Genomic DNA, 22,969 nt, shown 5'->3' on the forward strand with positions numbered 1-22,969 from the left:
GCGTGCCGGACACGTCCGGTGCCGCTGCGGCGGCCCGCGACGCGGGCGCCGGTCCGGACGCCGGAGCGCCGTCGGGCCGGGAACGGACGGCCCGCGCTGATGTCGCGCCGCCGACGGCTTCCGACGCGGCGGGCTCGGCGGGGTCCGACACGCTCGCGCACCACGACGCCGCGCCCGCGGGGTCCACGCCCGTGCGCGCGGTGGTGCGCTCGCCGTACAGCGACGGCGAGTGGCATCGCCTGCACCCGCTGACGCCCCTGCTGCGCGGGGGGCTGACACTGGTGGTCGTCATCGGTCTGATCGTGGCGAACCTGCGCGAGCGCTTGATCGAGCTGTTCTTCCCGGTATTTTCCGATCTGCCGCCCGGGGAGTTGCCGCCCGACCCCGTCGACTTCCTGTTCGCCAACAACCTGATCCTGATCGCGGGCGGTGTGACGCTCGCGGTTCTCGTGGTCCTGCTGATGCTGTTCCGCCTGTCGTGGCGCTTCCATACGCTGCGCATCGGCGACGACGACGTCGAGGTGCGCTCCGGCGTGCTCTTCCGCACGCACCGTCGCGCCCCCCTCGACCGGGTGCAGGGCGTCAACCTGACCCGCCCGATGATCGCGCGCCTGCTGGGACTGGCCAAGCTCGAGGTCGTCGGCGCGGGGCTCGACGCCAACGTCCGTCTCGAGTACCTCTCCGCCGCGGATGCCGAGGCTATCCGCGGCGACATCCTGCGACTCGCATCGGGTCGCCGTCTGGCCGAGGCGCGCGCTCGTGACGGTGAGCGCGGCTCGCTCGTCCGGCAGGCCGCGGATGCCGTGGGCACGGGCCTGCAGCAACTGGTCGACGGTGAGGATCTCGGCGACGCCGAGCCCGAGACCATCGTGCGCATCCCGGTCGGCCGCCTCGTGGCCTCTCGGGTGCTGAGCGGCTCGACACTCGTGCTGATCGCTCTGGTCGTCGGGATCGTCGTGGCGGCCTCGGTGTCCACGCTGTGGCTGCTGTTCACGGTCATCCCCATGTTCCTCGCGTTCGGGGCGTATTACGTGCGGTCCGTCGCGCGCGGCCTCCGGTATTCGATCGCGCCGACGCCGGACGGCGTGCGCGTCACCTTCGGGCTCTTCACGACGGTGTCCGAGGTGGTGCCCCCGGGCCGGGTGCACGCGATCGAGGTGCGCCAGCCGCTGCTGTGGCGGCCCTTCGGATGGTGGACCGTCTCGGTCAACCGGTTGTCCGGGCGGTCGTCGACCGACACCAGCACCGATCAGTTCGCCGCCGTCCTCCCCATCGGCACGCGCGACGATGTAGAACGTGTGCTGCGGATCCTCGCTCCCGGTCTCTCCGCCGAAGAATGGACACTCGTGTTCCGGGACGGCATCCTGGGTCCGGTGGACGCCGACCCCTACACGACGACGCCGACGCGGGCGCGGTGGCTGCGACCGCTGTCGTGGAAACGCAACGGCGCGCTCGTGACACCCGAGGCCCTGCTGTTGCGCCGGGGCTGGGTGTGGCGCTCGCTCAGCATCCTCCCGCTCGCGCGCCTTCAGTCCGTCGGGCTGCACCAGGGACCTCTCGCCCGGGCCTGCGGAACCGCGACCATCGTCGGTCACGTCATCGCCGGGAGCGTCCAGACCTCGATCGGTGTTCTCGACCGCGATGAGGCCGTCGCGCTGTTCGAGGGGACGGCCCACACCGCGGTCGTCGCCGCGGCGGGCGACCGCAGCCATCGGTGGGCCGGATGAGCGGCCGCGACGGGCGTCTCGGCGTCGGCATCATCGGGGCGGGACGTGTGGGTCCGGTCATCGGTGCCGCCCTCGGAGGAGCCGGGCACGCGCTCACCGCGATCACCTCGGGCGCCGACGACGACCGCGTCGAGGCCATGCTTCCGGGAGTCCCGATCGTGGCCGCGGACGAGGTGGTGCGCCGCAGCGAGCTCGTCGTCGTCGCCGTCCCCCACGACGAGATCCCCGGGCTGGTGGCGGGGCTCGCCGAACTCGGCGCCTGGCAACCGGGGCAGCTGGTCCTGCACACCGACGCGGCGTACGGCGCCCGCGTGCTGGATCCGGCGACCCTGCGCGGGGCGATCCCGCTCGCGATCCATCCGGCCATCTCGTTCACCGGGGCGTCATCGGTCGATCTACGCCAGCTCGCCCAGGCGTACGCCGCCGTGACCGCGCCCGCCCCCGTGCTGCCGATCGCGCAGGCCCTCGCCGTCGAACTCGGGTGCGAGCCCGTGGTGGTCGCCGAAGAGGACCGGGGGACGTACGCCGAGGCGATCGCGACGGCGACGGAGTTCTCGCGTTCGATCGTGCGACAGTCCTCGGAGCTGCTGACCCGCGTGGGCGTCGACAACCCCGGCGGGTACCTGTCGGCGCTCGTCCGCTCCAGCGTCGACCAGGCGCTGGCCGCGGGGGCAGGCCGGAGCGTGCGCGACGGCGACGCTACGATCGACGGATGATCCGCACCCTCGACGAGCTGCGCACCCGACTCGGCGAGATCCGTGGCACGCGGCGCGCGCCCGACAGCCCCCGCGTCGCACTCGTGTCGACGCTCGGCGCCCTGCACGACGGCCACGTCGATCTCATCCGTGAGGCGCGCGATCACGCCGATGTCGTGGTGGTGTCCACGTTCGTCAACCCGCTGCGTTTCCGTACGGCCGAGCAGACGGCGGCATACCCTCGCTCGCCTGAGGCCGACGCGCGTGTCCTCGGCGACCTCGGCGTCGATGTCGTCTTCGCCCCCACCGCGGCGGAGTTCCTGCCCGCGGGTACCGCGACCACGCGCGTGTCGGCCGGCGACGTCGGCCTGCGCTACGAGGGGCGGGTACGCCCGTTCTACTTCGACGGGGTGCTCACGGTCGAGGCGAAGCTCTTCCACCTGATCGATCCCGATGTCGTCGTCTACGGCGAGCGCGACCGGCAGCGGATCTTCCTCGTGCAGCGCATGGTGCGCGACCTCGACTTCGCCCTGCAGGTGGTCTCGGTCCCGACGGTGCGCACAGCGGACGGCCTGCCGGTCTCGAGCCGGGTCGCCCTGCTCGACGACGCCGATCGTCGCGCCGCGGCCCAGCTGCCGCGTGCGCTCGACGCGGCGGCATCCAACGCCGATCTGGGGGTCGACGCCTGCATCGCGGCCGCCCAGTCGTCGCTCATGGGGGAGCAGCGCATCTCGCTCGAGTACCTCAGCGTGGTCGACCCGGCGACGTTCCTCCCCGTCGACGACGGGCACCGCGGGCGGGCTTTCGCGCTCATCGCCGCCACCGTCGGCGGGCACCGGTTCATCGACAACGCCGAGATCTCGTTGCGCTGAGCCGGCGGGGTGCACCCGCCGCGGAGCGTTCGCACGCGGCGAATAGGATGGGTGAGACCCCGAGGAGCTTGACGATGACCGACGCGCCCGCGAACGACGCCGCCGAACCCACCGAAGACGAGGTCTTCGAGCAGAAGGCGGTGCGACTGGCCAAGCGCGAGCGCCTGCTGGCCGAGCGCGTCGACGCCGCGGGCGGGGCGTACCCGGTCTCGGTGCCGATCACCACGACCATCCCCGCTCTGCGTGCACGCTTCGGCGATCTCGACGCGGGGGCCGAGACCGGCGAGACGGCGGGGGTCGCCGGACGCGTGGTGTTCAGCCGCAACACCGGCAAGCTGTGCTTCGCGTCGCTGCAGTCCGGCGACGGCAGCCGCATCCAGGCGATGGTGTCGCTCGCCAACGTGGGCGACGAGTCCCTGCAGGCGTGGAAGGAGCTCGTCGACCTGGGCGACCACGTCTTCGTCTCGGGCGAGGTCATCTCGAGCCGTCGCGGCGAGCTCTCGATCATGGTGACCGGGTGGACGATCGCGGCCAAGGCCGTGCTGCCCCTGCCGAACCTGCACTCCGAGCTGAGCGAGGAGAGCCGGGTGCGCAGCCGCTTCCTCGACCTGATCGTGCGCGATCGGGCCCGCGAGACGGTCCTCGCCCGCGCCAAGGTCAACGCGAGCCTGCGTCGCACCTTCACCGCGCGCGACTTCGTCGAGGTCGAGACGCCGATGCTGCAGGTGCAGCACGGCGGCGCGAGCGCCCGCCCGTTCACGACGCACTCGAACGCGTTCGACACCGAGCTGTACCTGCGCATCGCGCCCGAGCTGTTCCTCAAGCGCGCGGTCGTGGGCGGCATCGATCGCGTCTACGAGATCAACCGCAACTTCCGCAACGAGGGCGCCGACTCCACGCACAGCCCCGAGTTCGCCATGCTCGAGGCCTATCAGGCCTACAGCGACTACAACGGCATCGCCGATCTGACGCAGACCCTGATCCAGGATGCGGCCGTCGCCGTCGCCGGGTCGACCACGGTGACGTGGGCCGACGGCACCGAGTACGACCTCGGTGGCGAGTGGGACCGCATCTCGATGTACGACTCGCTGTCGTCGGCGTGCGGTCGCGAGATCACCCCGCAGACCCCGGTCGACGAGCTCCGCGCCTTCGGGGCCGAGCGGGGCGTCGACGCACCCCCGCACGAGACGCACGGCAAGTGGGTCGAGGAGCTGTGGGAGCACTTCGTCAAGGGCGGGCTGACGCGTCCGACTTTCGTGATGGATTTCCCGGTCGACACCAGCCCGCTCGTGCGGGAACACCGCTCGATCCCCGGTGTGGTGGAGAAGTGGGACCTGTACGTCCGCGGCTTCGAGCTGGCCACCGGGTACTCCGAGCTGGTCGACCCCGTCATCCAGCGCCAGCGGTTCGTCGAGCAGGCGAAGCTCGCCGCTCGCGGCGACGACGAGGCGATGCCGATCGACGAGGAGTTCCTGCGGGCCCTCGAACACGGCATGCCGCCCACCGGAGGAATGGGAATGGGCATCGACCGTCTGCTGATGGCCATCACCGGCCTCGGGATCCGCGAGACGATCCTCTTCCCGCTGGTGAAGTAGGCCGTTCGAACACCCACTCGGGCAGCGTGCCCGCGGACACCAGCGTCATCACGATCTCGCTGAGCCCGTGGGTCGCGTCGATGTCGAGGGCTCTTCCGGCGTAGTCGGCGGCGTGGGTCGCGCGGCCCTTCGCCCAGGCGAGCCACGCGCACGCCGAGAGCGCCCCCGCTCGGCGCTCGAGGGGTGTCAGTGACGCCACCTGACGACAGGCGTCGAGCCCGGCCGTGAGGCGGAACGGGTCGGGATGCGCGCCCTCGCCGCACAACGGCCGTGCGAGGTCCGTGGGAACGGGCGTCCCGGCGCGATAGGCCGTCTGGGCGCGCAGGACGGCGTCGCCCGTCGGCAGGTCGGTGGCCCATTGCACCAGCGCCACGTCGCGCAGGAACGGACGTTCGAGGCAGTAGCCGAGCGCGGTCAGGTCGGCGAGCTCGAAGGCGTCGCCCCGGACGGACGCGAGCTTCTCGAACAGCGCGGGAGGGTCGCCGATCCCGTCGAGGGTCGCTTCGATCCGGGCGCGGCGCGCCGGTGACAGGCGCCGTGGCGCGCGGGCCCCGCGCAGTCGGGTCTCGACGTCGTCGAGGATGCGGCCGAAGTCGCTCGCGGCGCCGGTGTCGACGTCGGGGAGGGTCGCGGCCGAGAGCTGGTCGGGATGCACCGGTGCGCCGTCGGCGAGAGGCTGCGGGTGCGCGGCGATCTCGGCGAGCGGGTGCACAACCGCCGGGTCGGCGTACGTCGCCCACCCGTCCTGCCCGACGACGAGCGCGTCGACGAGCCGTAGCCCGCAGATCTGCGCGCGGGAGCGCACGGCATCCACGAAGCCGAGGTGCGGAGCACCAGCGGCCAGCGATGCGTCGGCGTAGACGACGACGGCGACGGCGTCGGTGCGGCGGACCTTGCACGCCATGCCGATCACGGTCGAGGCGAGCCCCTCTTCGACGGGGTCGCCCTCGGGTGGGAGATCGACGCGCATCGCCCCGAGCGAGTGGGTGCCCTCGAACGGGACGACCACGAGGCTCTGCCGGGGGGTGCACTCGAGCAGGTGGGGGATGACGGACAGGAACGCGGACGACGAGGTGGCGCGGACGACGGTGGTGGTCATGGGTCGAGAGTGCCCGGATCGTGCGTTCGTCCGCCGGGCCGGATAGCTCGATGGTGGATGACTTCACCGCTCGGGCGCCGGGGGAGGAGCGGCGGAGGGCTTCCGCCCAGGCGCCACCGGTATCCTGGGGGCATGGACGAGACCTGGACCGCGGTGCTGTGGGCGATTCTGCCGACCATCGTGGTGTCGGTCGTGTTCTTCTTCATCCTCCGCAACGTCATCCGCATGGACCGCACCGAGCGCAAGGCCTACGCCCGCATCGAGGCGAAGGAACGGGCCCGCCGCGGCCTGCCGCCCGCGGCTCCCGCCGGCGACGGTTCCGCGAACTGACGATCTCGGCCTCCGTCGGAGGTCGTCGCTACGCTGGGTGCACAACCCGCCCAGGAGGATCCGTGTTCACCGCCACGTTCGACGCGAGCTGGCTCGTCATCACGCTCTTCGTGGTCGACCTGGTGGTGCGCATCGCCGCGATCATCATCGTGCCGCGCAACCGCCGCCCCACCGCCGCCATGGCCTGGTTGCTGGCGATCTACTTCATCCCGTTCGTGGGCGTCCTGCTGTTCCTGCTGATCGGGAACCCGCGGCTTCCGCGCAAGCGCCGTCGCAAGCAGACCGACATCAACCGGTACATCCACGACACCAGCGCCTCGCTCGATTTCGGCACCCTGCGCCCGAACGCCCCGCAGTGGTTCCGCGCCCTCGTACAGCTCAATCGCAACCTGGGCGCCATGCCGATCGCGGGCGACAACGCCGCGACCCTCATCTCGGACTATCAGCAAAGCCTGGATGCCATGGCCGAGGCCATCCGCCGGGCCACGCGCTACGTGCACGTCGAGTTCTACATCCTGCAGGCCGACGACGCGACCGACAACTTCTTCCGCGCCCTCGAAGAGGCCGCCGGTCGCGGCGTGGTCGTCCGCGTTCTGCTCGACCACTGGGCCAACCGCGGCAAACCCCGCTACAAGCAGACTCTGCGCCGTCTCAACGCGATGGGGGCGCACTGGCACCTCATGCTCCCCGTCCAACCGCTGCGGGGACGGTACCAGCGGCCCGATCTCCGCAATCACCGCAAGCTCCTCGTCATCGACGGCGACGTCGCCTACATGGGCTCGCAGAACGTCACCGACTCGTCGTACAACCTGCGTCGCAACATCCGCCGGGGCCTGCACTGGGTCGACCTCATGGTGCGCGTCGAGGGCCCGGTCGTGGCCAGCATCAACGCGGTCTTCCTCTCGGATTGGTACAGCGAGACCGATGAGACCTTGACCGACGAGATCGACCTGTTCTCGGTCACCTCGGGACCGGGCGACCTGGACTGCCAGATCGTGCCCTCGGGTCCCGGCTTCGATTTCCAGAACAACCTGAAGCTGTTCCTGGGCCTGCTCTTCGCGGCGCAGGAGCGCATCATCATCGTCAGCCCGTACTTCGTCCCCGACGAGGCGCTCCTGCTGGCCATCACCACCGCCTGCCAGCGCGGCGTGCACGTCGAACTCTTCGTCTCCGAAGAGGGCGACCAGGCGATGGTGTACCACGCCCAACGCAGCTACTACGAGGCGCTGCTGCGGGCGGGGGTCGTCATCTGGATGTACCGCAAGCCGTTCATCCTCCACAGCAAGAGCGTGACCATCGACGACGAGGTCGCCGTCATCGGTTCCAGCAACATGGACATGCGCTCGTTCGGTCTCAACCTCGAGGTGTCGATGCTCGTGCGCGGCGAGGAGTTCGTGCGCGACATGCGGGACGTCGAACAGACCTATCGTGCGCTCAGCCGTCAGCTCACGATCGAGGAGTGGCGCCGACAGCCGCTGCGCTCCACGATCCTCGACAACCTCGCGCGCCTCACGTCCGCGCTGCAGTGACCGTGCGCGGCGTTCGCCGTCGGCATCCAGGATTCTTCGGCATCATGGATGCCGAACCCGCCCCGGAGGTCCACATGTCCCGTCACCGCCTCATGCTCATCGGCCTGCTCGGAGCGGGCCTGCTCGCCGCCGGAGCGCTGACGGGCTGCGCCTCGGGGGCGTCATCCCCGGCGGACGGATCGTCGACGCCGGATGCCGGCACCTCGGCCCCGGCGGCCGACGTCGCGGCCGCCTGGGTCGACGCGGGGCGCGCGATCGCCGTCGTGACGTACGGCAGCTCGTCGTGCGCGCCCGTGGTCGAGGGGACCCCGGTCGTCACCGACGGCGTGCTGACCGTGACCCTGACGCAGGCGCAGCGCGAGGCGTGCACGCGCGACATGGCCCCGCGCGCGACGCTGGTGCCGCTGCCCGCGGGGGTCGACGTGACACAGCCGCTCGCGGTCGCCGTCTCGGGGGCGGTCGACGGCGAGACGCGCCTGGACGCGCTGGCGAGCGCGCCCGCCGTGCCGGCCGAGTTCGCCGCCAGCGCGGGATGGGTCGACCGGTCGATGGTCGCCATCGTGACGTACGGCAGCTCGAGCTGCGTGCCGAAGGTGGAGGCCGTCAGCTCGCAGGGGGAGGACGTCGCGGTGCAGTTCGCCACGCCCCCGGCCGATCAGATCTGCACGATGGACTTCGCCCCGCGGGTGACCCTCGCCGATATCGGCCGCGAGGCGGGTCAGGGAGAGGTGTCGCTCGTGCTCTCCGGCGGCGGTGTGCAGGTCGCGGACCCGGTGCCGGTGCTCGGCACGCGCTGACCCCTCCTCCCCGCGCGGTCGCCCTCCACCGAGCGGTCGTCGGGGTGCGCGGTGGGCACTGCCACCGGAGCAGTGTGGACGGGTGCATTCCTCGCCTCTTCCCGCCCAGCTGGGTTCGGTCTTCGGCGTCAGAGACGCTCGAGAGGCGGGGGTGACGGAACGGCGGCTCCGCGCGAACGACCTGCTCGCGCCGTTCTCCGGCGTGCGCGTCCTCGCCGATGCCCTCGCCGACACCGACGCGGAAGCGCACGTGCAACGCCTGCGCGCATACGCGACGCGCATGCCGGATCACGCGTTCTTCAGCCATGTGAGCGCCGCCGTGGCCTGGGGGCTTCCCCTGCCCGGATGGGCTCTCCGCGACGGGGTGATCGACGTCGCGGTCGCGACGCCTCGACGTCATCCTTCGGCCCGCGGTGTCCGTGGCCACGAGGTCCTCGGTGAGGGCGTGATCGTCCAGCGGCATCCCGACTTCGGATTCCGTCTTTCGTCACCCGCGTCCACGTGGGCGCAGCTCGGCGGGGTGCTGCGGCATCCGTACGACCTGGTCGCCGTGGGCGATGCCGTGGTCCGCGGCCCTCGACACCCGCACGACCCCCGTGCGCTCGGATCCCTCGCGCAGCTCGAACGGATCATCGCGGCGGCCCGACGGGTGGGGCGCCCCGCGCTGCGCGAGGCGCTGCCGCGCATCCGCGATGGAGCGCAGTCCCGACCCGAGAGCTGGCTCCGGCTGAGTCTCGTCGACGCGAACCTGCCGGAGCCGGAGCTGCAGCACGAGGTGTGGCGCGGTCGTCGACTCGTGGCGAGGTTGGACGCCGCCTACGTCGCGGAGCGTGTCGCCGTCGAGTACGAGGGAGAGCACCACCTCCTCGACCGGGAGCAGTGGGTGCGGGACATCCGTCGTTACGAAGAGCTCGCCCACCTCGGCTGGTTCGTTCTGCGCGTCACCGCGGACGATCTGTTCCGTCACCCGCACACCGTGATCGCGCGCGTGCGGGCCGCGCTGTCGTCGCGTCGCGGGTGAGGCCCGCGCGGCCGCTTCGCGCCTCCGCCGCTTCGCGCCTCCGCCGCTTCGCGGCCGCTCCCCGCCCGCCGTTTGCTGTTCCCCCGCGGGTTTTCGTCGCGTGGGTGGGGTGTGGTGGCGGATTGTTGCGGGGGAGCGGGCGGCGGCAGGGCCCGGCGCGGCACGCTGTTCCCCCGCGGGTTTTCGTCGCGTGGGTGGGGTGTGGTGGCGGATTGTCGCGGGGGAGCGGGGCGGCGGTGCAGGAGAGGGGAGAGGGTCAGCGCTCGACGACGAGCAGCTCGCCGACCTCGCATTCCAGCGCCCGGCAGATGGCGGCGAGCGTGGAATAGCGGATCGCGCGGGCGCGATCGTTCTTGAGCACCGAGAGGTTCACGACCGAGACGCCGACCACTTCGCTCAATCGCGTGAGCGTCATCCCCCGTGCCGCGAGCAGCTCGTCGAGTCGGCAGTGGATGCCGGTGGGCCCGTCCTCGGTGACCGCCGGGGTCATACCAGGCCCTCGGTGTCGCGCTGCAGACGGTCGCCCACCGAGAACACGGTGCCCGCGAGCGCGGCGAGGAACGCGACGCCGAAGAGGACCGGGAGGTCGACGGTCTGCACGAGGCCGCGTTCGTAGGAGCGCTCCGAGATCCACGCGAGCGCGCCGTTGGCGACCATGTTCTGGAAGAACGGCACGCCCGCGACGCCGACCAGCGTGACGCCCCCCGCCGCGGAGACCAGGCCGGTGTTGCGGCGGCTGAAGATTCGTCCGCGCAGGATGCCGACGACCAGCACCAGCAGCAGAGCCACCACGGTCACCACGACGGCGGCGAAGAGCACCTGGGCGATGACGAGCGCCCAGAGCGACGCGATGGGCAGTTCCGGGGCGATCACGACGCCGCTGCCGAGCTCGACGTCCACCGGTGCGCCGTCGGGGCCGATCGGAGCCTGGGCGACGGTGTCGAGGAACGGGGCGGCGACGCGCACGTCGCGATTGGGGAGGGCCGCGACGATGGTGAGGACGCTCTGCACGACGGCCCACACGGCCAGTCCGACGCCGAGGACGAGGAAGAAGAACATTCCGACGGTGTCGCCGCGCGAGAGAAGGCGTGAGGCGGGTGCGGGGGAGGCCATGATCGCTCCTTATCGATGATCGTTGTTATCGGTTTTCGATAAGGTAACGACATTCGTTGTGTTCCGCAAGGCCGGGAGTCCTCGCGGTATGCCCACGGCGAACACGCGTCCCTGGCTCGTGGCCGCTGGTTACTCTCGATGTACGGCGCGCGGAGGCGTGCCTGTCAGCCCATTTCTGGAGGGACTGAGATGTTCGAGAGATTCACCGACCGTGCCCGTCGTGTGGTCGTCCTCGCCCAAGAAGAGGCGAAGATGCTCAACCACAACTACATCGGCACCGAGCACATCCTGCTCGGGCTGATCCACGAGGGCGAAGGTGTCGCCGCCAAGGCGCTCGAGTCCCTCGGCATCTCGCTCGACGCCGTCCGTGAGCAGGTGCAGGACATCATCGGGCAGGGGCAGCAGCAGCCGACCGGCCACATCCCCTTCACGCCGCGGGCGAAGAAGGTGCTGGAGCTGTCGCTGCGCGAGGCCCTGCAGCTCGGCCACAACTACATCGGTACCGAGCACATCCTGCTCGGGCTCATCCGCGAGGGCGAGGGCGTCGCCGCCCAGGTGCTCGTCAAGCTGGGCGCCGATCTCAACAAGGTGCGCCAGCAGGTCATCCAGCTGCTCTCGGGTTACCAGGGCAAGGAGCCCGCGGGCGTGGCATCCGGAGCCGGCGAGCAGACCCAGGGCGCAGCCCAGGGCGGATCGGCCGTGCTCGACCAGTTCGGTCGCAACCTCACGCAGGCCGCGCGCGACAACAAGCTCGACCCCGTCATCGGGCGCGAGAAAGAGATCGAGCGCGTGATGCAGATCCTGTCGCGCCGCTCCAAGAACAACCCCGTCCTCATCGGCGAGCCCGGCGTCGGCAAGACCGCCGTGGTCGAGGGTCTCGCGCAGGCCATCGTCAAGGGCGATGTGCCCGAGACGCTCAAGGACAAGCAGGTCTACTCACTCGACCTGGGTTCGCTCATCGCCGGTTCGCGCTACCGCGGCGACTTCGAGGAGCGCCTGAAGAAGGTCACCAAAGAGATCCGCACGCGTGGCGACATCATCGTCTTCATCGACGAGATCCACACCCTCGTGGGTGCCGGTGCCGCCGAGGGCGCGATCGACGCGGCATCCATCCTCAAGCCGCTCCTCGCGCGCGGCGAGCTCCAGACCATCGGTGCCACCACGCTGGACGAGTACCGCAAGCACTTCGAGAAGGATGCCGCTCTCGAGCGCCGCTTCCAGCCGATCCAGGTGGCGGAGCCGAGCCTGCCCCACGCGATCAACATCCTGAAGGGCCTGCGCGACCGCTACGAGGCCCACCACAAGGTGCAGATCACGGACGGCGCGATCGTCGCTGCGGCCAACCTGGCCGACCGCTACATCAGCGACCGCTTCCTACCCGACAAGGCCATCGACCTGATCGACGAGGCGGGCGCGCGCCTGCGCCTGTCGATCCTGTCGTCGCCGCCCGAGCTGCGCGAGTTCGACGAGAAGATCGCGAAGGTCCGCGAGCAGAAGGAACAGGCCTCCGAGGAGCAGGACTTCGAGAAGGCGGCGGCGCTGCGCGACGAGGAGAAGTCCCTCCTCGCCGAGCGTCTGCGTCTCGAGAAGCAGTGGCGCTCGGGCGACGTCGCCTCGCACGCGGTGGTCGACGAGGGTCTGATCGCCGAGGTGCTCGCCCAGGCGACCGGCATCCCGGTGTTCAAGCTCACCGAAGAAGAGTCCAGCCGCCTCATGTTCATGGAGAAGGCCCTGCACCAGCGGGTCATCGGCCAGGAAGAGGCGATCGCGGCCCTCTCGCGCACGATCCGTCGTCAGCGGGCCGGCCTCAAGGACCCCAAGCGTCCGAGCGGTTCGTTCATCTTCGCCGGCCCCACCGGCGTCGGAAAGACCGAGTTGGCCAAGGCGCTCGCCGAGTTCCTCTTCGACGACGAGGGCGCGTTGATCTCGCTCGACATGTCGGAGTTCGGCGAGAAGCACACGGTTTCGCGTCTGTTCGGTGCCCCTCCCGGATTCGTCGGATTCGAAGAGGGCGGCCAGCTCACCGAGAAGGTGCGTCGCAAGCCGTTCTCGGTCGTCCTGTTCGACGAGATCGAGAAGGCCCACCCGGACATCTTCAACTCGCTGCTGCAGATCCTTGAAGAGGGGCGTCTGACCGACGGTCAGGGCCGCGTCATCGACTTCAAGAACACCGTGATCATCATGACGACCAACCTCGGCTCGTCGGCGATCGCCGGTGGTCCCGTGGGCTTCCAGGTCGAGGGCAGCGCGCAGACGTCGTACGAGCGGATGAAGGGCAAGGTCGACGAGGAGCTCAAGCGTCACTTCAAGCCCGAGTTCCTCAACCGCGTCGACGACGTCATCGTCTTCCCGCAGCTGAATAAGGACGAGCTGCGACAGATCGTCGGCCTGTTCGTGAAGCGGTTGGCCGATCGCCTGCTCGACCGCGACATGACCGTCGAGTTGTCGGATGACGCGAAGGACAAGCTCATCGAGATCGGGTTCGACCCCACGCTCGGCGCTCGTCCCCTGCGCCGCGCCATGCAGCGCGAGGTCGAGGATCGTCTCAGCGAGAAGATCCTGCACGGTGAGCTCGAGGCGGGCGACCACGTCAAGGTCGGCGTCGAGAACGGCCAGTTCTCGTTCGAGACGAGCCCGCGCGGGGACAAGGTCGCGATCGGCGTCGGCACGGCCGGCGAGATCGCCGCCACTCCCGACACCCTCGCCGGCAGCTGATCGCTAGCGAACGAAGGACCCGGATGCCACGGCATCCGGGTCCTTCTTCGTTGCGGCGTACGCTGGTCCGATGACCTCCGCCGCGCCGTTCGTCGTCCGCCCCGCCGGGACGGCCGACGTCCGCCGCATCCACGAGCTGCTCGAGCCGTTCGTGCAGAAGCGCATCCTGCTCGGCAAGGACCTGGTGGTCCTCTACGGCTCGGTGCAGCAGTTCGTCGTCGCCGAAGTCGACGGCGTCGTCGTCGGTTGTGGTGCGCTGCACGTCATGTGGGACGACCTGGCCGAGATCCGCACCCTGATCGTGCACGAAGAGTGGCTGCACCACGGGGTGGGGCGCGCGATCGTCGAGGTGCTCGAGGATCGGGCGCGCGAACTGGGTGTGACGCGGCTGTTCTGCCTCACCTTCGAGGTCGACTTCTTCACGCGCCGGGGATTCGCCCCGATCGGCGAGCAGGTCGTCGACCCCGACGTCTACTCCCAACTCGTCCGCAGCCCCGACGAGGGCGTGGCGGAGTTCCTCGATCTCGCGCACGTCAAGCCGAACACCCTCGGCAACACCCGTATGCTCAAGCACCTCTGACGAGCGGCCCCGGATGCCGCCGGACGGCGGCGGGAGCGGGCGATGCACCCGTGAGCGCGCTGTGACGCGCGCGCGTCGTGGGAAACGGTCGGGGCCCGGGCGCCTACCCTGGAACCATGACCGATGCCCCCCGTAGGCGGAGGCAGTCCCCGGCGGTCTACCGTCGACGCCGTCTCGCGGCCGGGCTTCTCGCCCTCGTCGTGATCGGCCTCGTCGTGTGGCTCGTCGCGGCTCCGCCGTGGCGCTCCGCCCCGTCCGCGCAACAGACCCCCGCGCCGGTGGTCAGCGCGACCGCCGTCGCCCCCGCTCCGACGACCCCCGCCTCATCGACTCCGGCGCCGAGCGCGACGCCCACCGCGCCCGCGGGACCCGTCGAGTGCGGTCCCGGCGAGATCACCGTCGAGGCGGTGTCGGACAAGGCCGAGTACGCGCAGGGCGAGAATCCCCAGCTGTCGATCCGGCTGACCAACTCGTCGGCGACCGCGTGCACGATGAACGTCGGGACGAGCGCGCAGTCGTTCACCGTCACCAGCGGCTCGGACGTCTGGTGGCGCTCGACCGACTGCCAGACCGAGCCGAGCGACCTGGAGGTCACCCTGGAGCCGGGGCAGACGGTCGCGAGCTCCGCGCCGCTGACGTGGGACCGCACACGCTCATCGGTCGGCTCCTGCGCCGCCGAGCGCCCGTATGCCCCCGGCGGGGGTGCGACCTACCACCTGAGCGTGTCGATCGGCGGCATCCCGTCCGCCGGTACGGCATCGTTCGTCCTGCGCTGACTCCCGGCAGCCGCCGTCGGTCCGGGGCGGGATTCGCAAACGGGGCGGGATTCGCAAACGGGGCGGGAAGTTCTCGTTTCGAGCGGCATCCTGCGACCCGGACGGACGATGACGCGTCGCATTAGGCTCGGAAGATGGCCGGGAGCAAGAAGCGCAAGGGAAAGAAGCACGACGTGGACTTCAAGAACACTGCGCTGACCGACGCCCTGCAGACCCAGGACATGGCCGCGATCGCCTTCGCGCTGCGGCACGGGCCGACGGTCGTGCCGCTCATGGCGCCGGGCGACCCCGACGACCCGTTGAGCGTCGGCGAAGTGTGGACCTACCGCGACCCGAACACCGGCCAGATCGCCCTGCTGCTGTTCAGCGATGCGGCGCACAAGCCCGAGACCCTCCCCGCGCACGTGGCGCTGCAGTCCCCGCAGTGGCTGCGGTCTTTCCTCGGAGCGCACCAGGATGCCATCACCACGGTGTTCATCGACATCGCCGGCCCGCATCCCATCCAGGCGGCGCCGGCCGACCTGATCGCCGCGCTCGACGCCTGAGCCGTCGCGCGGGGGCGGCCGCGTGAGATGGCGTCCGCGGGTCGGCGGGCGGCGTCGCTGACGTGGGGGGTGGCGGGTGCCCGCATCCTCGCGTGTGCACAACGGCGGGCCGGAGTGGTGACACGCCGGTGGGGGAGTGGTCGGCTGCGGCGTGTTCCGGGGAAGACCTGCCGTTGTGCACGGCCGGGCGAGGCGGCGGGAGCTGCGGGGGCACCGCCGATGTGCGCGGCCGGGCGGGGCGGCGAGGGTGGCGGGGGCGGCCGGGGTCCCGCCGATGTGTACGGCCGGGCGGGGCGGCGGGAGCGCTGCGCCGGCGGTGCTGAACCTGGGTCGCGCGGGTGAAGCACTCGTGTCAGACTCGACGGCATGGAGTACCTGATCGCCGGTGCCGTGTGCGCCGCCGGACTTGTCATCCCCGCCGTGCTGGGGATGACCTCCCCGCACCGCCGTCGCCGTTCGGCCCCTCCCGGTCACTGACCGGCCGGAGCGACCGCCCCTCCTCGGGGTCCGAGGGCGTACCCCGGATGGTCGCCGCTGATCCCGGTGTGGTTCGCGCTCCGGGCCTGCTCGGCGAGGAACGCCGTCATCCACCCGGTCGGCGCGTCTGAGGATGTCCCCCACGCGGGGTCGCTGCGCCGTCCTGTCGTCGGAAGGCGAGCGGTTCGCCTCTCAGAACCCCGGCTCGCTGTCGTCCCGCGGCATTGCGCGCACCTGCAGTTCGTTCAGCGCCTGGGCGAGCTTGCGCGAGGACGCATCGAGCACCGTGTGGTACCCGAGCCGCTGGGCCTCGGAGGCGCGCTGGGCGGCTTGCGTGACGTTGCGGATCTCGCCGGTCAGGGTCAGTTCGCCGATCGCCGCGAGCCGCTTGGATACCTTGCGGTTCTTGACGGCGTTGGCGACGGCGATCGCGATCGCCAGATCGGCGGCGGGCTCGACCAGGCGCACGCCGCCCACGGTCGAGACGTACACGTCGCGATCGGAGAGGGTGAGTCCCATGCGGCTCTCGAGCACCGCGAGCACCATCGCCACCCGCGAGGAGTCGACGCCGTTGACGATGCGCCGCGGGTTGGGCGCGGTCTGGCGCACGGCGAGCGCTTGGATCTCGACGGGCAGGGCTCGCCGACCCTCCATCGCGATCGTGACGCAGGTGCCGGGCTCGGGTTCGCCGTGGCCGAGGAAGAGCGCGCTCGGATCGGCGACTTCGGCGATGCCGGTGCCGGTCATGTCGAAGCAGCCCACCTCGTCGGTGGGGCCGAAGCGGTTCTTGAGGGCACGGACGAAGCGCAGCGACGTCTGCCGGTCGCCCTCGAAGTGGCAGACGACGTCGACGAGGTGCTCGAGGATGCGCGGGCCGGCGATCGAGCCGTCCTTGGTGACGTGGCCGACGAGGATGACCGGCAGACCGCGTTCTTTCGCGACGCGGATCAGCGCGGATGCCACTTCGCGTACCTGCGCGGGCTGTCCGGCCGCTCCGTCGCTGTGGGCCGACGACACCGTCTGCACCGAATCGACGATGAGCAATCCGGGCTCGACCTCGTCGATGTGCCCGAGGATCGTGGCCAGGTCGGTCTCGGCGGCGAGGAACAGCTCGTCGTGCAGCGCCCCCGTGCGTTCGGCGCGCAGTCGGACCTGCGCCGCGGATTCTTCACCGCTGGCGTAGAGCACCCGTCGTCCGGCCCGGGCGCTCTGCGCCGCGACCTCGAGCAGGAGCGTCGACTTGCCCACGCCGGGCTCACCGCTCAGCAGGATCGCCGCACCCGGAACGATGCCCCCGCCGAGCACGCGGTCGAACTCGCCGACGCCGCTCGTGCGCCGCGGGGCGTCCTGCGTGTCGATCTCGGTGATTCGGCGGGCCGCCCGCGCCGCCCCCGGGGCGACCGGCACGATCGAGCGGACGATGCCCGTCTGCTCGGCTGCCTCGACCACGGTGCCCCATGATTGGCATTCGCCGCAGCGGCCCACCCACTTGACCGTGGTCCATCCGCACTCGGTGCACCGATAGGGCGCGGGGGCGGTTGCGGGACGACGGGATGCCATGGGTTCAGGCTACGCGGGGCCTCCGACATCGCGGCGCCGGGGTGCCGGCATCCATCGTCCCTCCGTTCCGCGCGCGCCGCGCGGGGGCGGCTCAGTCGAGCAGCGACCGGGTCACCGTCGCCAGAGCGTCCGCCGAGCGACGCAGCAGGGTGAGCTCGGCGTCCGAGAACGGCGTGCCCGCCAGCGGAACGGCTCCGCGCGCCGACACGATCGACGGAACCGACAGGGCCGTGCCGCTGATGCCGTGGAAATCCTCGAGCACCGTGCTCACCGGCAGGATCGCGTGCTCGTCGCGCAGAATCGCCTCGACGATGCGGGCGCTGGACAGCCCGATCGCGTAGTTGGTGGCGCCCTTGCCCTTGATCACCTCGTACGCCGCGTCGCGGACGTCGACGGCGATGGCATCCAATTCCTTCTCGTCGAAGCGGGAACCGTCGGGGAGGACGAACTCGGTGATCGGAACCGACCCGATCGTGGCCGTCGACCACAGGGGGAACTCGGTGTCGCCGTGCTCGCCGACGATCCAGGCGTGCACGCTCGAGGTGGCCACGCCCGCGCGTTGCGCGATCTTCCAGCGCAGCCGTGAGGTGTCCAGCACGGTGCCGGAGGCGAAGATCCGGGATGCCGGCAGCCCGGTCCTCTCGTGCGCGAGGACGGTGAGCACGTCGCACGGGTTGGTGACGATGACGTAGACCGCGTTGGGGGCGACTTCGAGCAGCTTCGGCATCATCTCGCCGATGATCCGGGCGTTCGTGGCGGCGAGCTCGGTGCGCGTCTGTCCGGGATTCTGCTTCGCCCCCGCGGTGATGACGACGACGTGCGAGCCCTCGGCCACCGCGACGTCGCTGCCGCCGGTGATGTCGCTCGAACCCGTGAACTGGGTCCCGTGCGCGAGGTCGAGCACTTCGGCCTCGACCTTCTCGGCGGCGATGTCGTAGAGCGCGACGTGCCGGGCCGATCCGCGGATGAGAGCGGCGTAGGCGACGCTGGCGCCCACGCTCCCCGCGCCCACGACCGTCAGCTTGGAGTTCTCGATCACGCTCATGGCTCGATCCTGGCAGCGGCCGCGTGCGGCATCCAGCGCGGTGGCTCGACGGTGGAGGAATGGATGCCGGCGGGCCGGCTCCGGGGGCCGGGGGACGTGCCGGGGGCCGGCTCCGCGGGGCCGGGTGACGGCTGCGCGGGTTCGGGGGACGGCTGTGCGCGTCCGGGGGACGTGCCGGGCTCCGGACGTCGACCCGGAGAACCGCGCCGCGCGGGCCGGCGCCAGGCCCGCGACGGCTTTTCTCCGGAGCGCGGCACGCCTCGCCCAGGTTGAGGAGCCCGCCGTGAGCGCCGATTCGCGGCATCCCGCAGAGTGTCGTAAGCTTGTCCGCGGTGACGTGTCCGAGCGGCCGAAGGTGCAACACTCGAAATGTTGTGTAGGTTCACCCCTACCGTGGGTTCAAATCCCACCGTCACCGCCAGTTTCACCGGATCAGCCCCGCTTTCGAGCGGGGCTGATCTGCGTTCGGGGCGATACTTTCCGAACCGGCCCCCTCGCGCCCCTACAGTGGGCGGATGCCCCTGCGAAGGATCCGCCGATGCTGATCACCGTCACTCTCGAGCCCGAAACCGGCTCCGAGGTGGATGCCACCGTGCTCGGCTACCTGCTGCACAAGCACCCCGCCCGCGCGCAGGTGTTCTCGGCGCCCGTCGGCGACGTGCACGTGTTCGCCCCCGAGGCGACGCGCGAGCGGTGCACGTTCGCGATGCTGCTCGAGGTCGACCCCGTGGGCCTGGTGCGCAACAAGCGGTTCCGCGGAGACGCGGGAGCCCTCGGTCATTACGTGAACGACCGGCCGTACGTCGCGTCGAGCATGCTCGCCGTGGCGATCGGTGCCGTGTTCCGCACGGCGATGACCGGACGCAGCGATTCGTATCCGGAGCTCGCGGCGTCGTCCTTGCCGTTGCGGATCGAGATCCCCGTGGTGTCGGTGCGGGGCGACGACGACATGGTGGAGCGGTTGTTCGGCCCGTGCGGGTGGACGGTCGCGCAGGAGCGCATCCCGCTCGACCCCGCCTTCCCGGAGTGGGGCGACTCGCGCTTCTCTGCGGTGACGCTGACGGGCCGCGTGCGGTTGACCGAGGCGTTGCGTCAGCTGTACGTGCTGCTGCCGGTCCTCGACGACGCGAAGCACTACTGGGTGGGTGACGACGAGGTCGCAAAGCTCGAACGCGCGGGCGAGGGATGGCTCGCGGACCACCCCGAGCGCGACCTCATCACGCGGCGCTACCTGCTGCACCACCGGTCGCTCGTGACACAGGCCGTCGAGGCCGCGGCGCAAGCGGCGAACAAGCCCCTGAGTGGGCTGCGAGCGGATGCCGTCTTGACGGCCCTCGCGGATGTGCGCGCCCGCAGCGTCATCGACATGGGGTGCGGTCCGGGCGCCCTGCTGACCCGTCTGGCGAAGGATCGGTCGTTCTCGCGCATCGTCGGCGTGGACGTGTCGGCCCGTTCGCTGGAGCAGGCGGCGCGCTCGCTCCACCTGGATCAGGTTTCGGATGCCGAACGCGAACGCATCCAACTGCTCCACGGATCGGTGGTATACCGCGACGAGCGTCTGCGCGAGGCCGACGCGATGGTCCTCATGGAGGTGATCGAGCATGTCGACCCGTCGCGCCTGCCGGCCCTCGAGGACGCCGTGTTCGCGGGCGCGCGGCCCGCCGCCGTGATCGTCACGACCCCCAACTCCGAGTACAACGTCCTGTACCCGACCCTGGAATCCGGGGCCATGCGCCACGACGACCACCGCTTCGAGTGGACGCGCGCGGAGTTCCGCGCGTGGGCCGAGGCGGTCGCGTCACGGCACGGGTACACGGTGGAGTTCCGTCCGGTCGGCGCCGAGGACGCGGTCCTCGGTCCCCCCACGCAGATGGCGCTCCTGCGCCGGGAGGCAGGCGCATGAACGTGCTCGACATCCCCGCCCTCTCGCTCGTGGTGCTCGTCGGGGCGTCCGGCTCGGGCAAGTCGACCTTCGCCGCCGCGCACTTCGGTGCGTACGAGACCCTGTCCAGCGACGTCTTCCGTGGTCTCGTCGCCGGTGACGAGACCGACCAGTCCGCGACCCCGGCGGCCTTCGACGCGCTGCAGTACGTCGCGGGCAAGCGCCTCGACGCGGGGCTTCTGACCGTCGTCGATGCGACGAGCGTGCAGCCCGAGGCCCGCCGCCGACTGGTCGAGCTGGCCAAGGCGCACGACGTGCTGCCCGTGGCGATCGTGTTCGACCTGCCGGAGTCGATCAATCTCGCGCGCAACGCGGAGCGCACCGACCGGCTCATCCCGCCGGGGGTCGTGAAGCGGCAATCCGACCAGCTGCGGCGGAGCCTGCGCCATCTCGCCAAGGAGGGCTTCCGCAAGGTGCACGTCCTGCGCTCTCCGGACGAGGTGGCGGCAGCGCGGATCGAACGCACACGCCTTTTGACCGACCGCAGGGACGAGCACGGTCCGTTCGACGCGATCGGCGACGTGCACGGCTGCTCGAGCGAGCTGCAGACCCTCCTCGGCGCGCTCGGCTACGACATCGAGCGCGACGAGCGGGGTCGCGCGGTCGACGCGCGCCACCCCGAGGGGCGCCGCGTGATCTTCCTCGGCGACCTCGTCGACCGGGGACCCGACGTCGTCGGCGTCCTGCGCCTCGCGATGGGGATGGTGGCATCCGGATCCGCCCTCGCGGTACCGGGCAACCACGAGGCGAAGCTGGTCAAGGCGCTGGGCGGGGCGCGGGTGACGCCCACGCACGGCCTCGCCGAGACCCTCGCTCAGCTCGCCGACGAGACGGAGGAGTTCCGCGAACGGGTCGCGACGTTCTGCTACGACCTGGTGTCGCACCTCGTGCTCGACGACGGGCGCTTGGTCGTCGCCCACGCGGGACTGAAGGAGCAGTACCAGGGGCGGGCCTCGGGCCGCGTCCGCGCCTTCGCGCTGTACGGCGAGACGACCGGCGAGACCGACGAGTTCGGCCTCCCCGTGCGCTACCCCTGGGCCGAGGACTATCGCGGTTCGGCGGTCGTGCTCTACGGCCACACGCCCGTCCCGCGCGTCGAGTGGATCAACAACACCGCGTGCCTGGACACCGGATGCGTGTTCGGGGGCGCACTGAGCGCCATGCGGTACCCGGAGCGCGAGGTCGTCTCGGTCCCCGCGGAGCAGGTCTGGTATGAACCGGTTCGACCGCTGGTCGCCGAAGCGCCCGAGCGCGCGGCGGGTGTGCTGCAGCTCGCCGATGTGCGGGGCAAGGTGGTCGTCGAGACCGGCACCATCGGCCGCGTGAGCATCACCGAGCAGCAGATGGCCGGCGGTCTCGAGACGATGAGCCGTTGGGCGACGGACCCGCGCTGGCTCACCTACCTGCCACCGACGATGTCGCCGCCCTCGACGTCGGCGCGCGAAGGGTTCCTCGAGCACCCCGACGAAGCGTTCGCCTCGTTCCGCGACCACGGCGTCACCGACGTCATCTGCGAAGAGAAGCACATGGGCTCGCGCGCCGTCGTGCTGCTCGCGCGCGACCCGGCCCGCTTCGGGGCGCCCGACGGGTGGCGCGGAGTCATCCACACTCGGACCGGCCGCGCGTTCTTCGCCTCCGACGTCGAACAGGCGATGCTCGCCGCGCTCGACGACGCCCTCGAGCGCGCCGGGGTCTGGGCCGAGCTCGACGCGGACTGGGTCCTGCTCGACGGTGAGATCGTGCCGTGGTCGGCAAAGGCCGGGGATCTCATCCGCGACCTCTTCGCGTCGGTGGGGGCGGCGGGGGCCGCGGCCACCGCGGCGGCGTCGGCGGTGCTGGAGCGAGCCCTGGCATCCGGGATCGACGTCCAAGGGCTCGCGGACCGCATGCGCGTCCGGGGCGACGATGTCGAGCGCTTCCGCGACGCGTACCGACGGTACGTCGACACCGCGGATGCCGTGCGCTTCGCGCCGTTCCAGGTGCTCGCCGCGGGAGAGGCGACGTTCGAGACGCGCGACCACGGGTGGCACCTCTCGGTGGCGGATCGGCTCGCGGATGCCGCGCCCGATCTCGTCATCCGCACCCGACGTCTGCGCGTCGACCTCGCTGACGCCGACGCCGTCGCCGAGGCGGCGGCCTGGTGGGAGCGGCTGACCGCCGAGGGCGGTGAGGGAATGGTCGTGAAGCCCTTCGCGGGCCTCACCCGCACGAAGAAGGGCCTGGTGCAACCGGGGATCAAGGTGCGCGGTCGCGAGTACCTGCGCATCGTCTACGGGCCGGACTACACCGTGCCCGAGAATCTGGCGCGGCTGCGTGATCGCGACGTGGGGCGCAAGCGCTCGCTCGCCGCGCGGGAGTACGCCCTCGGCCTCGAGGCCCTGCGCCGCGTGACGACGGGCGAACCACTGTGGCGCGTGCACGAGGCCGTGTTCGGGGTGCTCGCGCTGGAGTCGGAGCCGCTCGACCCGCGGTTGTGAGGCGGGGCCGCGACGTGATCGGTGCGCCGCGTGGGTACGCTGGTTGCGACGCTCTTGTGATCGCTTTCGTCCAC

General features: G+C 71.0%; 19 protein-coding genes and 1 tRNA gene. 15 read left to right on the plus strand and 5 right to left on the minus strand.

Translation table 11 applies throughout. The annotated features are described in order from the left end of the window. Positions 1–2 precede the first annotated feature (2 nt). The 4 genes from ACIPVB_RS04110 to lysS all read left to right on the plus strand — a co-directional run bounded on the left by ACIPVB_RS04110 (position 3) and on the right by lysS (position 4,889). Entirely contained in the window at positions 3–1,727 is a 1,725-nt protein-coding gene (locus ACIPVB_RS04110) for a PH domain-containing protein (RefSeq protein WP_400367215.1), read from the plus strand. After that, positions 1,724–2,443 (plus strand): DUF2520 domain-containing protein, encoded by a 720-nt coding sequence (locus ACIPVB_RS04115; RefSeq protein WP_400367217.1) that lies wholly within the window; start codon positions 1,724–1,726, stop codon positions 2,441–2,443. The genes ACIPVB_RS04110 and ACIPVB_RS04115 overlap by 4 nt, the downstream gene beginning before the upstream one ends. Continuing rightward, positions 2,440–3,294 carry a 4-phosphopantoate--beta-alanine ligase gene (locus tag ACIPVB_RS04120; RefSeq protein ID WP_400367218.1) on the plus strand — a complete coding sequence of 285 codons (855 nt, stop codon included), beginning with the start codon at positions 2,440–2,442 and terminating at the stop codon, positions 3,292–3,294. Before ACIPVB_RS04115 ends, ACIPVB_RS04120 begins: the two co-directional genes overlap by 4 nt. 74 nt (positions 3,295–3,368) lie before the next feature. Then, positions 3,369–4,889 (plus strand): lysine--tRNA ligase, encoded by a 1,521-nt coding sequence (lysS, locus tag ACIPVB_RS04125; protein ID WP_400367220.1) that lies wholly within the window; start codon positions 3,369–3,371, stop codon positions 4,887–4,889. Here the strand turns inward: lysS and ACIPVB_RS04130 are convergent. Continuing rightward, complete coding sequence (locus tag ACIPVB_RS04130; RefSeq protein ID WP_400367222.1) at positions 4,840–5,988, minus strand: DUF4192 family protein; 1,149 nt, start codon at positions 5,986–5,988, stop codon at positions 4,840–4,842. The two genes, lysS and ACIPVB_RS04130, sit on opposite strands and share 50 nt — an antisense overlap. Before the next feature lie 132 nt (positions 5,989–6,120). Between ACIPVB_RS04130 and ACIPVB_RS04135 the strand changes: the two genes are divergently transcribed. The 4 genes from ACIPVB_RS04135 (at position 6,121) to ACIPVB_RS04150 (ending at position 9,665) form a co-directional block, all read left to right on the plus strand. Further along, a complete protein-coding gene (locus ACIPVB_RS04135) occupies positions 6,121–6,318 on the plus strand; it encodes a hypothetical protein (RefSeq protein WP_400367223.1) in 198 nt (65 codons plus the stop codon). A gap of 62 nt (positions 6,319–6,380) precedes the next feature. Next, positions 6,381–7,847, plus strand: a complete 1,467-nt coding sequence (gene cls / locus ACIPVB_RS04140) for a cardiolipin synthase (RefSeq protein WP_400367225.1) — start codon at positions 6,381–6,383, stop codon at positions 7,845–7,847. Positions 7,848–7,891: 44 nt separating this feature from the next. After that, a complete protein-coding gene (locus ACIPVB_RS04145; protein WP_400367226.1) occupies positions 7,892–8,644 on the plus strand; it encodes a hypothetical protein in 753 nt (250 codons plus the stop codon). A gap of 82 nt (positions 8,645–8,726) precedes the next feature. Continuing rightward, positions 8,727–9,665 carry an endonuclease domain-containing protein gene (locus ACIPVB_RS04150; protein WP_400367228.1) on the plus strand — a complete coding sequence of 313 codons (939 nt, stop codon included), beginning with the start codon at positions 8,727–8,729 and terminating at the stop codon, positions 9,663–9,665. 256 nt (positions 9,666–9,921) lie between these two features. Here the strand turns inward: ACIPVB_RS04150 and ACIPVB_RS04155 are convergent, their stop codons facing one another. Then, positions 9,922–10,155 (minus strand): helix-turn-helix domain-containing protein, encoded by a 234-nt coding sequence (locus tag ACIPVB_RS04155; RefSeq protein WP_400367229.1) that lies wholly within the window; start codon positions 10,153–10,155, stop codon positions 9,922–9,924. Then, entirely contained in the window at positions 10,152–10,778 is a 627-nt protein-coding gene (locus ACIPVB_RS04160; RefSeq protein WP_400367231.1) for a hypothetical protein, read from the minus strand. Before ACIPVB_RS04160 ends, ACIPVB_RS04155 begins: the two co-directional genes overlap by 4 nt. Before the next feature lie 189 nt (positions 10,779–10,967). Between ACIPVB_RS04160 and ACIPVB_RS04165 the strand changes: the two genes are divergently transcribed. From ACIPVB_RS04165 to ACIPVB_RS04180, 4 genes are all read left to right on the plus strand, one after another. Further along, a complete protein-coding gene (locus tag ACIPVB_RS04165) occupies positions 10,968–13,493 on the plus strand; it encodes an ATP-dependent Clp protease ATP-binding subunit (protein WP_400367233.1) in 2,526 nt (841 codons plus the stop codon). Between the two features lie 70 nt (positions 13,494–13,563). Next, positions 13,564–14,073, plus strand: coding sequence for an amino-acid N-acetyltransferase (locus tag ACIPVB_RS04170; RefSeq protein ID WP_400367235.1), 510 nt, complete (start codon positions 13,564–13,566; stop codon positions 14,071–14,073). A 116-nt stretch (positions 14,074–14,189) separates the two neighbouring features. After that, positions 14,190–14,849: a hypothetical protein gene (locus tag ACIPVB_RS04175; RefSeq protein WP_400367237.1), complete on the plus strand. Its 660-nt coding sequence runs from the start codon at positions 14,190–14,192 to the stop codon at positions 14,847–14,849. Positions 14,850–14,983: 134 nt separating this feature from the next. After that, positions 14,984–15,394, plus strand: coding sequence for a dehydrogenase (locus ACIPVB_RS04180; RefSeq protein WP_400367239.1), 411 nt, complete (start codon positions 14,984–14,986; stop codon positions 15,392–15,394). Between the two features lie 669 nt (positions 15,395–16,063). Here the strand turns inward: ACIPVB_RS04180 and radA are convergent. Both radA and ACIPVB_RS04190 read right to left on the minus strand, forming a co-directional pair. Then, a complete protein-coding gene (gene radA / locus ACIPVB_RS04185; protein ID WP_400367241.1) occupies positions 16,064–17,431 on the minus strand; it encodes a DNA repair protein RadA in 1,368 nt (455 codons plus the stop codon). 91 nt (positions 17,432–17,522) lie between these two features. Next, complete coding sequence (locus ACIPVB_RS04190) at positions 17,523–18,476, minus strand: L-lactate dehydrogenase (protein ID WP_400367243.1); 954 nt, start codon at positions 18,474–18,476, stop codon at positions 17,523–17,525. A 331-nt stretch (positions 18,477–18,807) separates the two neighbouring features. On the opposite strand from ACIPVB_RS04190, the gene ACIPVB_RS04195 reads away from it, so the two are divergent. The 3 genes from ACIPVB_RS04195 (at position 18,808) to ACIPVB_RS04205 (ending at position 22,895) form a co-directional block, all read left to right on the plus strand. Then, positions 18,808–18,897, plus strand: a tRNA-Ser gene (locus ACIPVB_RS04195). A gap of 117 nt (positions 18,898–19,014) precedes the next feature. After that, on the plus strand, positions 19,015–20,379 hold the full coding sequence (locus ACIPVB_RS04200; RefSeq protein ID WP_400367245.1) for a 3' terminal RNA ribose 2'-O-methyltransferase Hen1: 1,365 nt from the start codon (positions 19,015–19,017) through the stop codon (positions 20,377–20,379). Further along, entirely contained in the window at positions 20,376–22,895 is a 2,520-nt protein-coding gene (locus ACIPVB_RS04205) for a polynucleotide kinase-phosphatase (protein WP_400367247.1), read from the plus strand. Before ACIPVB_RS04200 ends, ACIPVB_RS04205 begins: the two co-directional genes overlap by 4 nt. The last annotated feature ends 74 nt before the right edge of the window (positions 22,896–22,969 follow it).

Origin of the sequence: Microbacterium sp. NPDC090007, from assembly GCF_044748345.1 — a bacterium.
Taxonomy (GTDB): domain Bacteria; phylum Actinomycetota; class Actinomycetes; order Actinomycetales; family Microbacteriaceae; genus Microbacterium.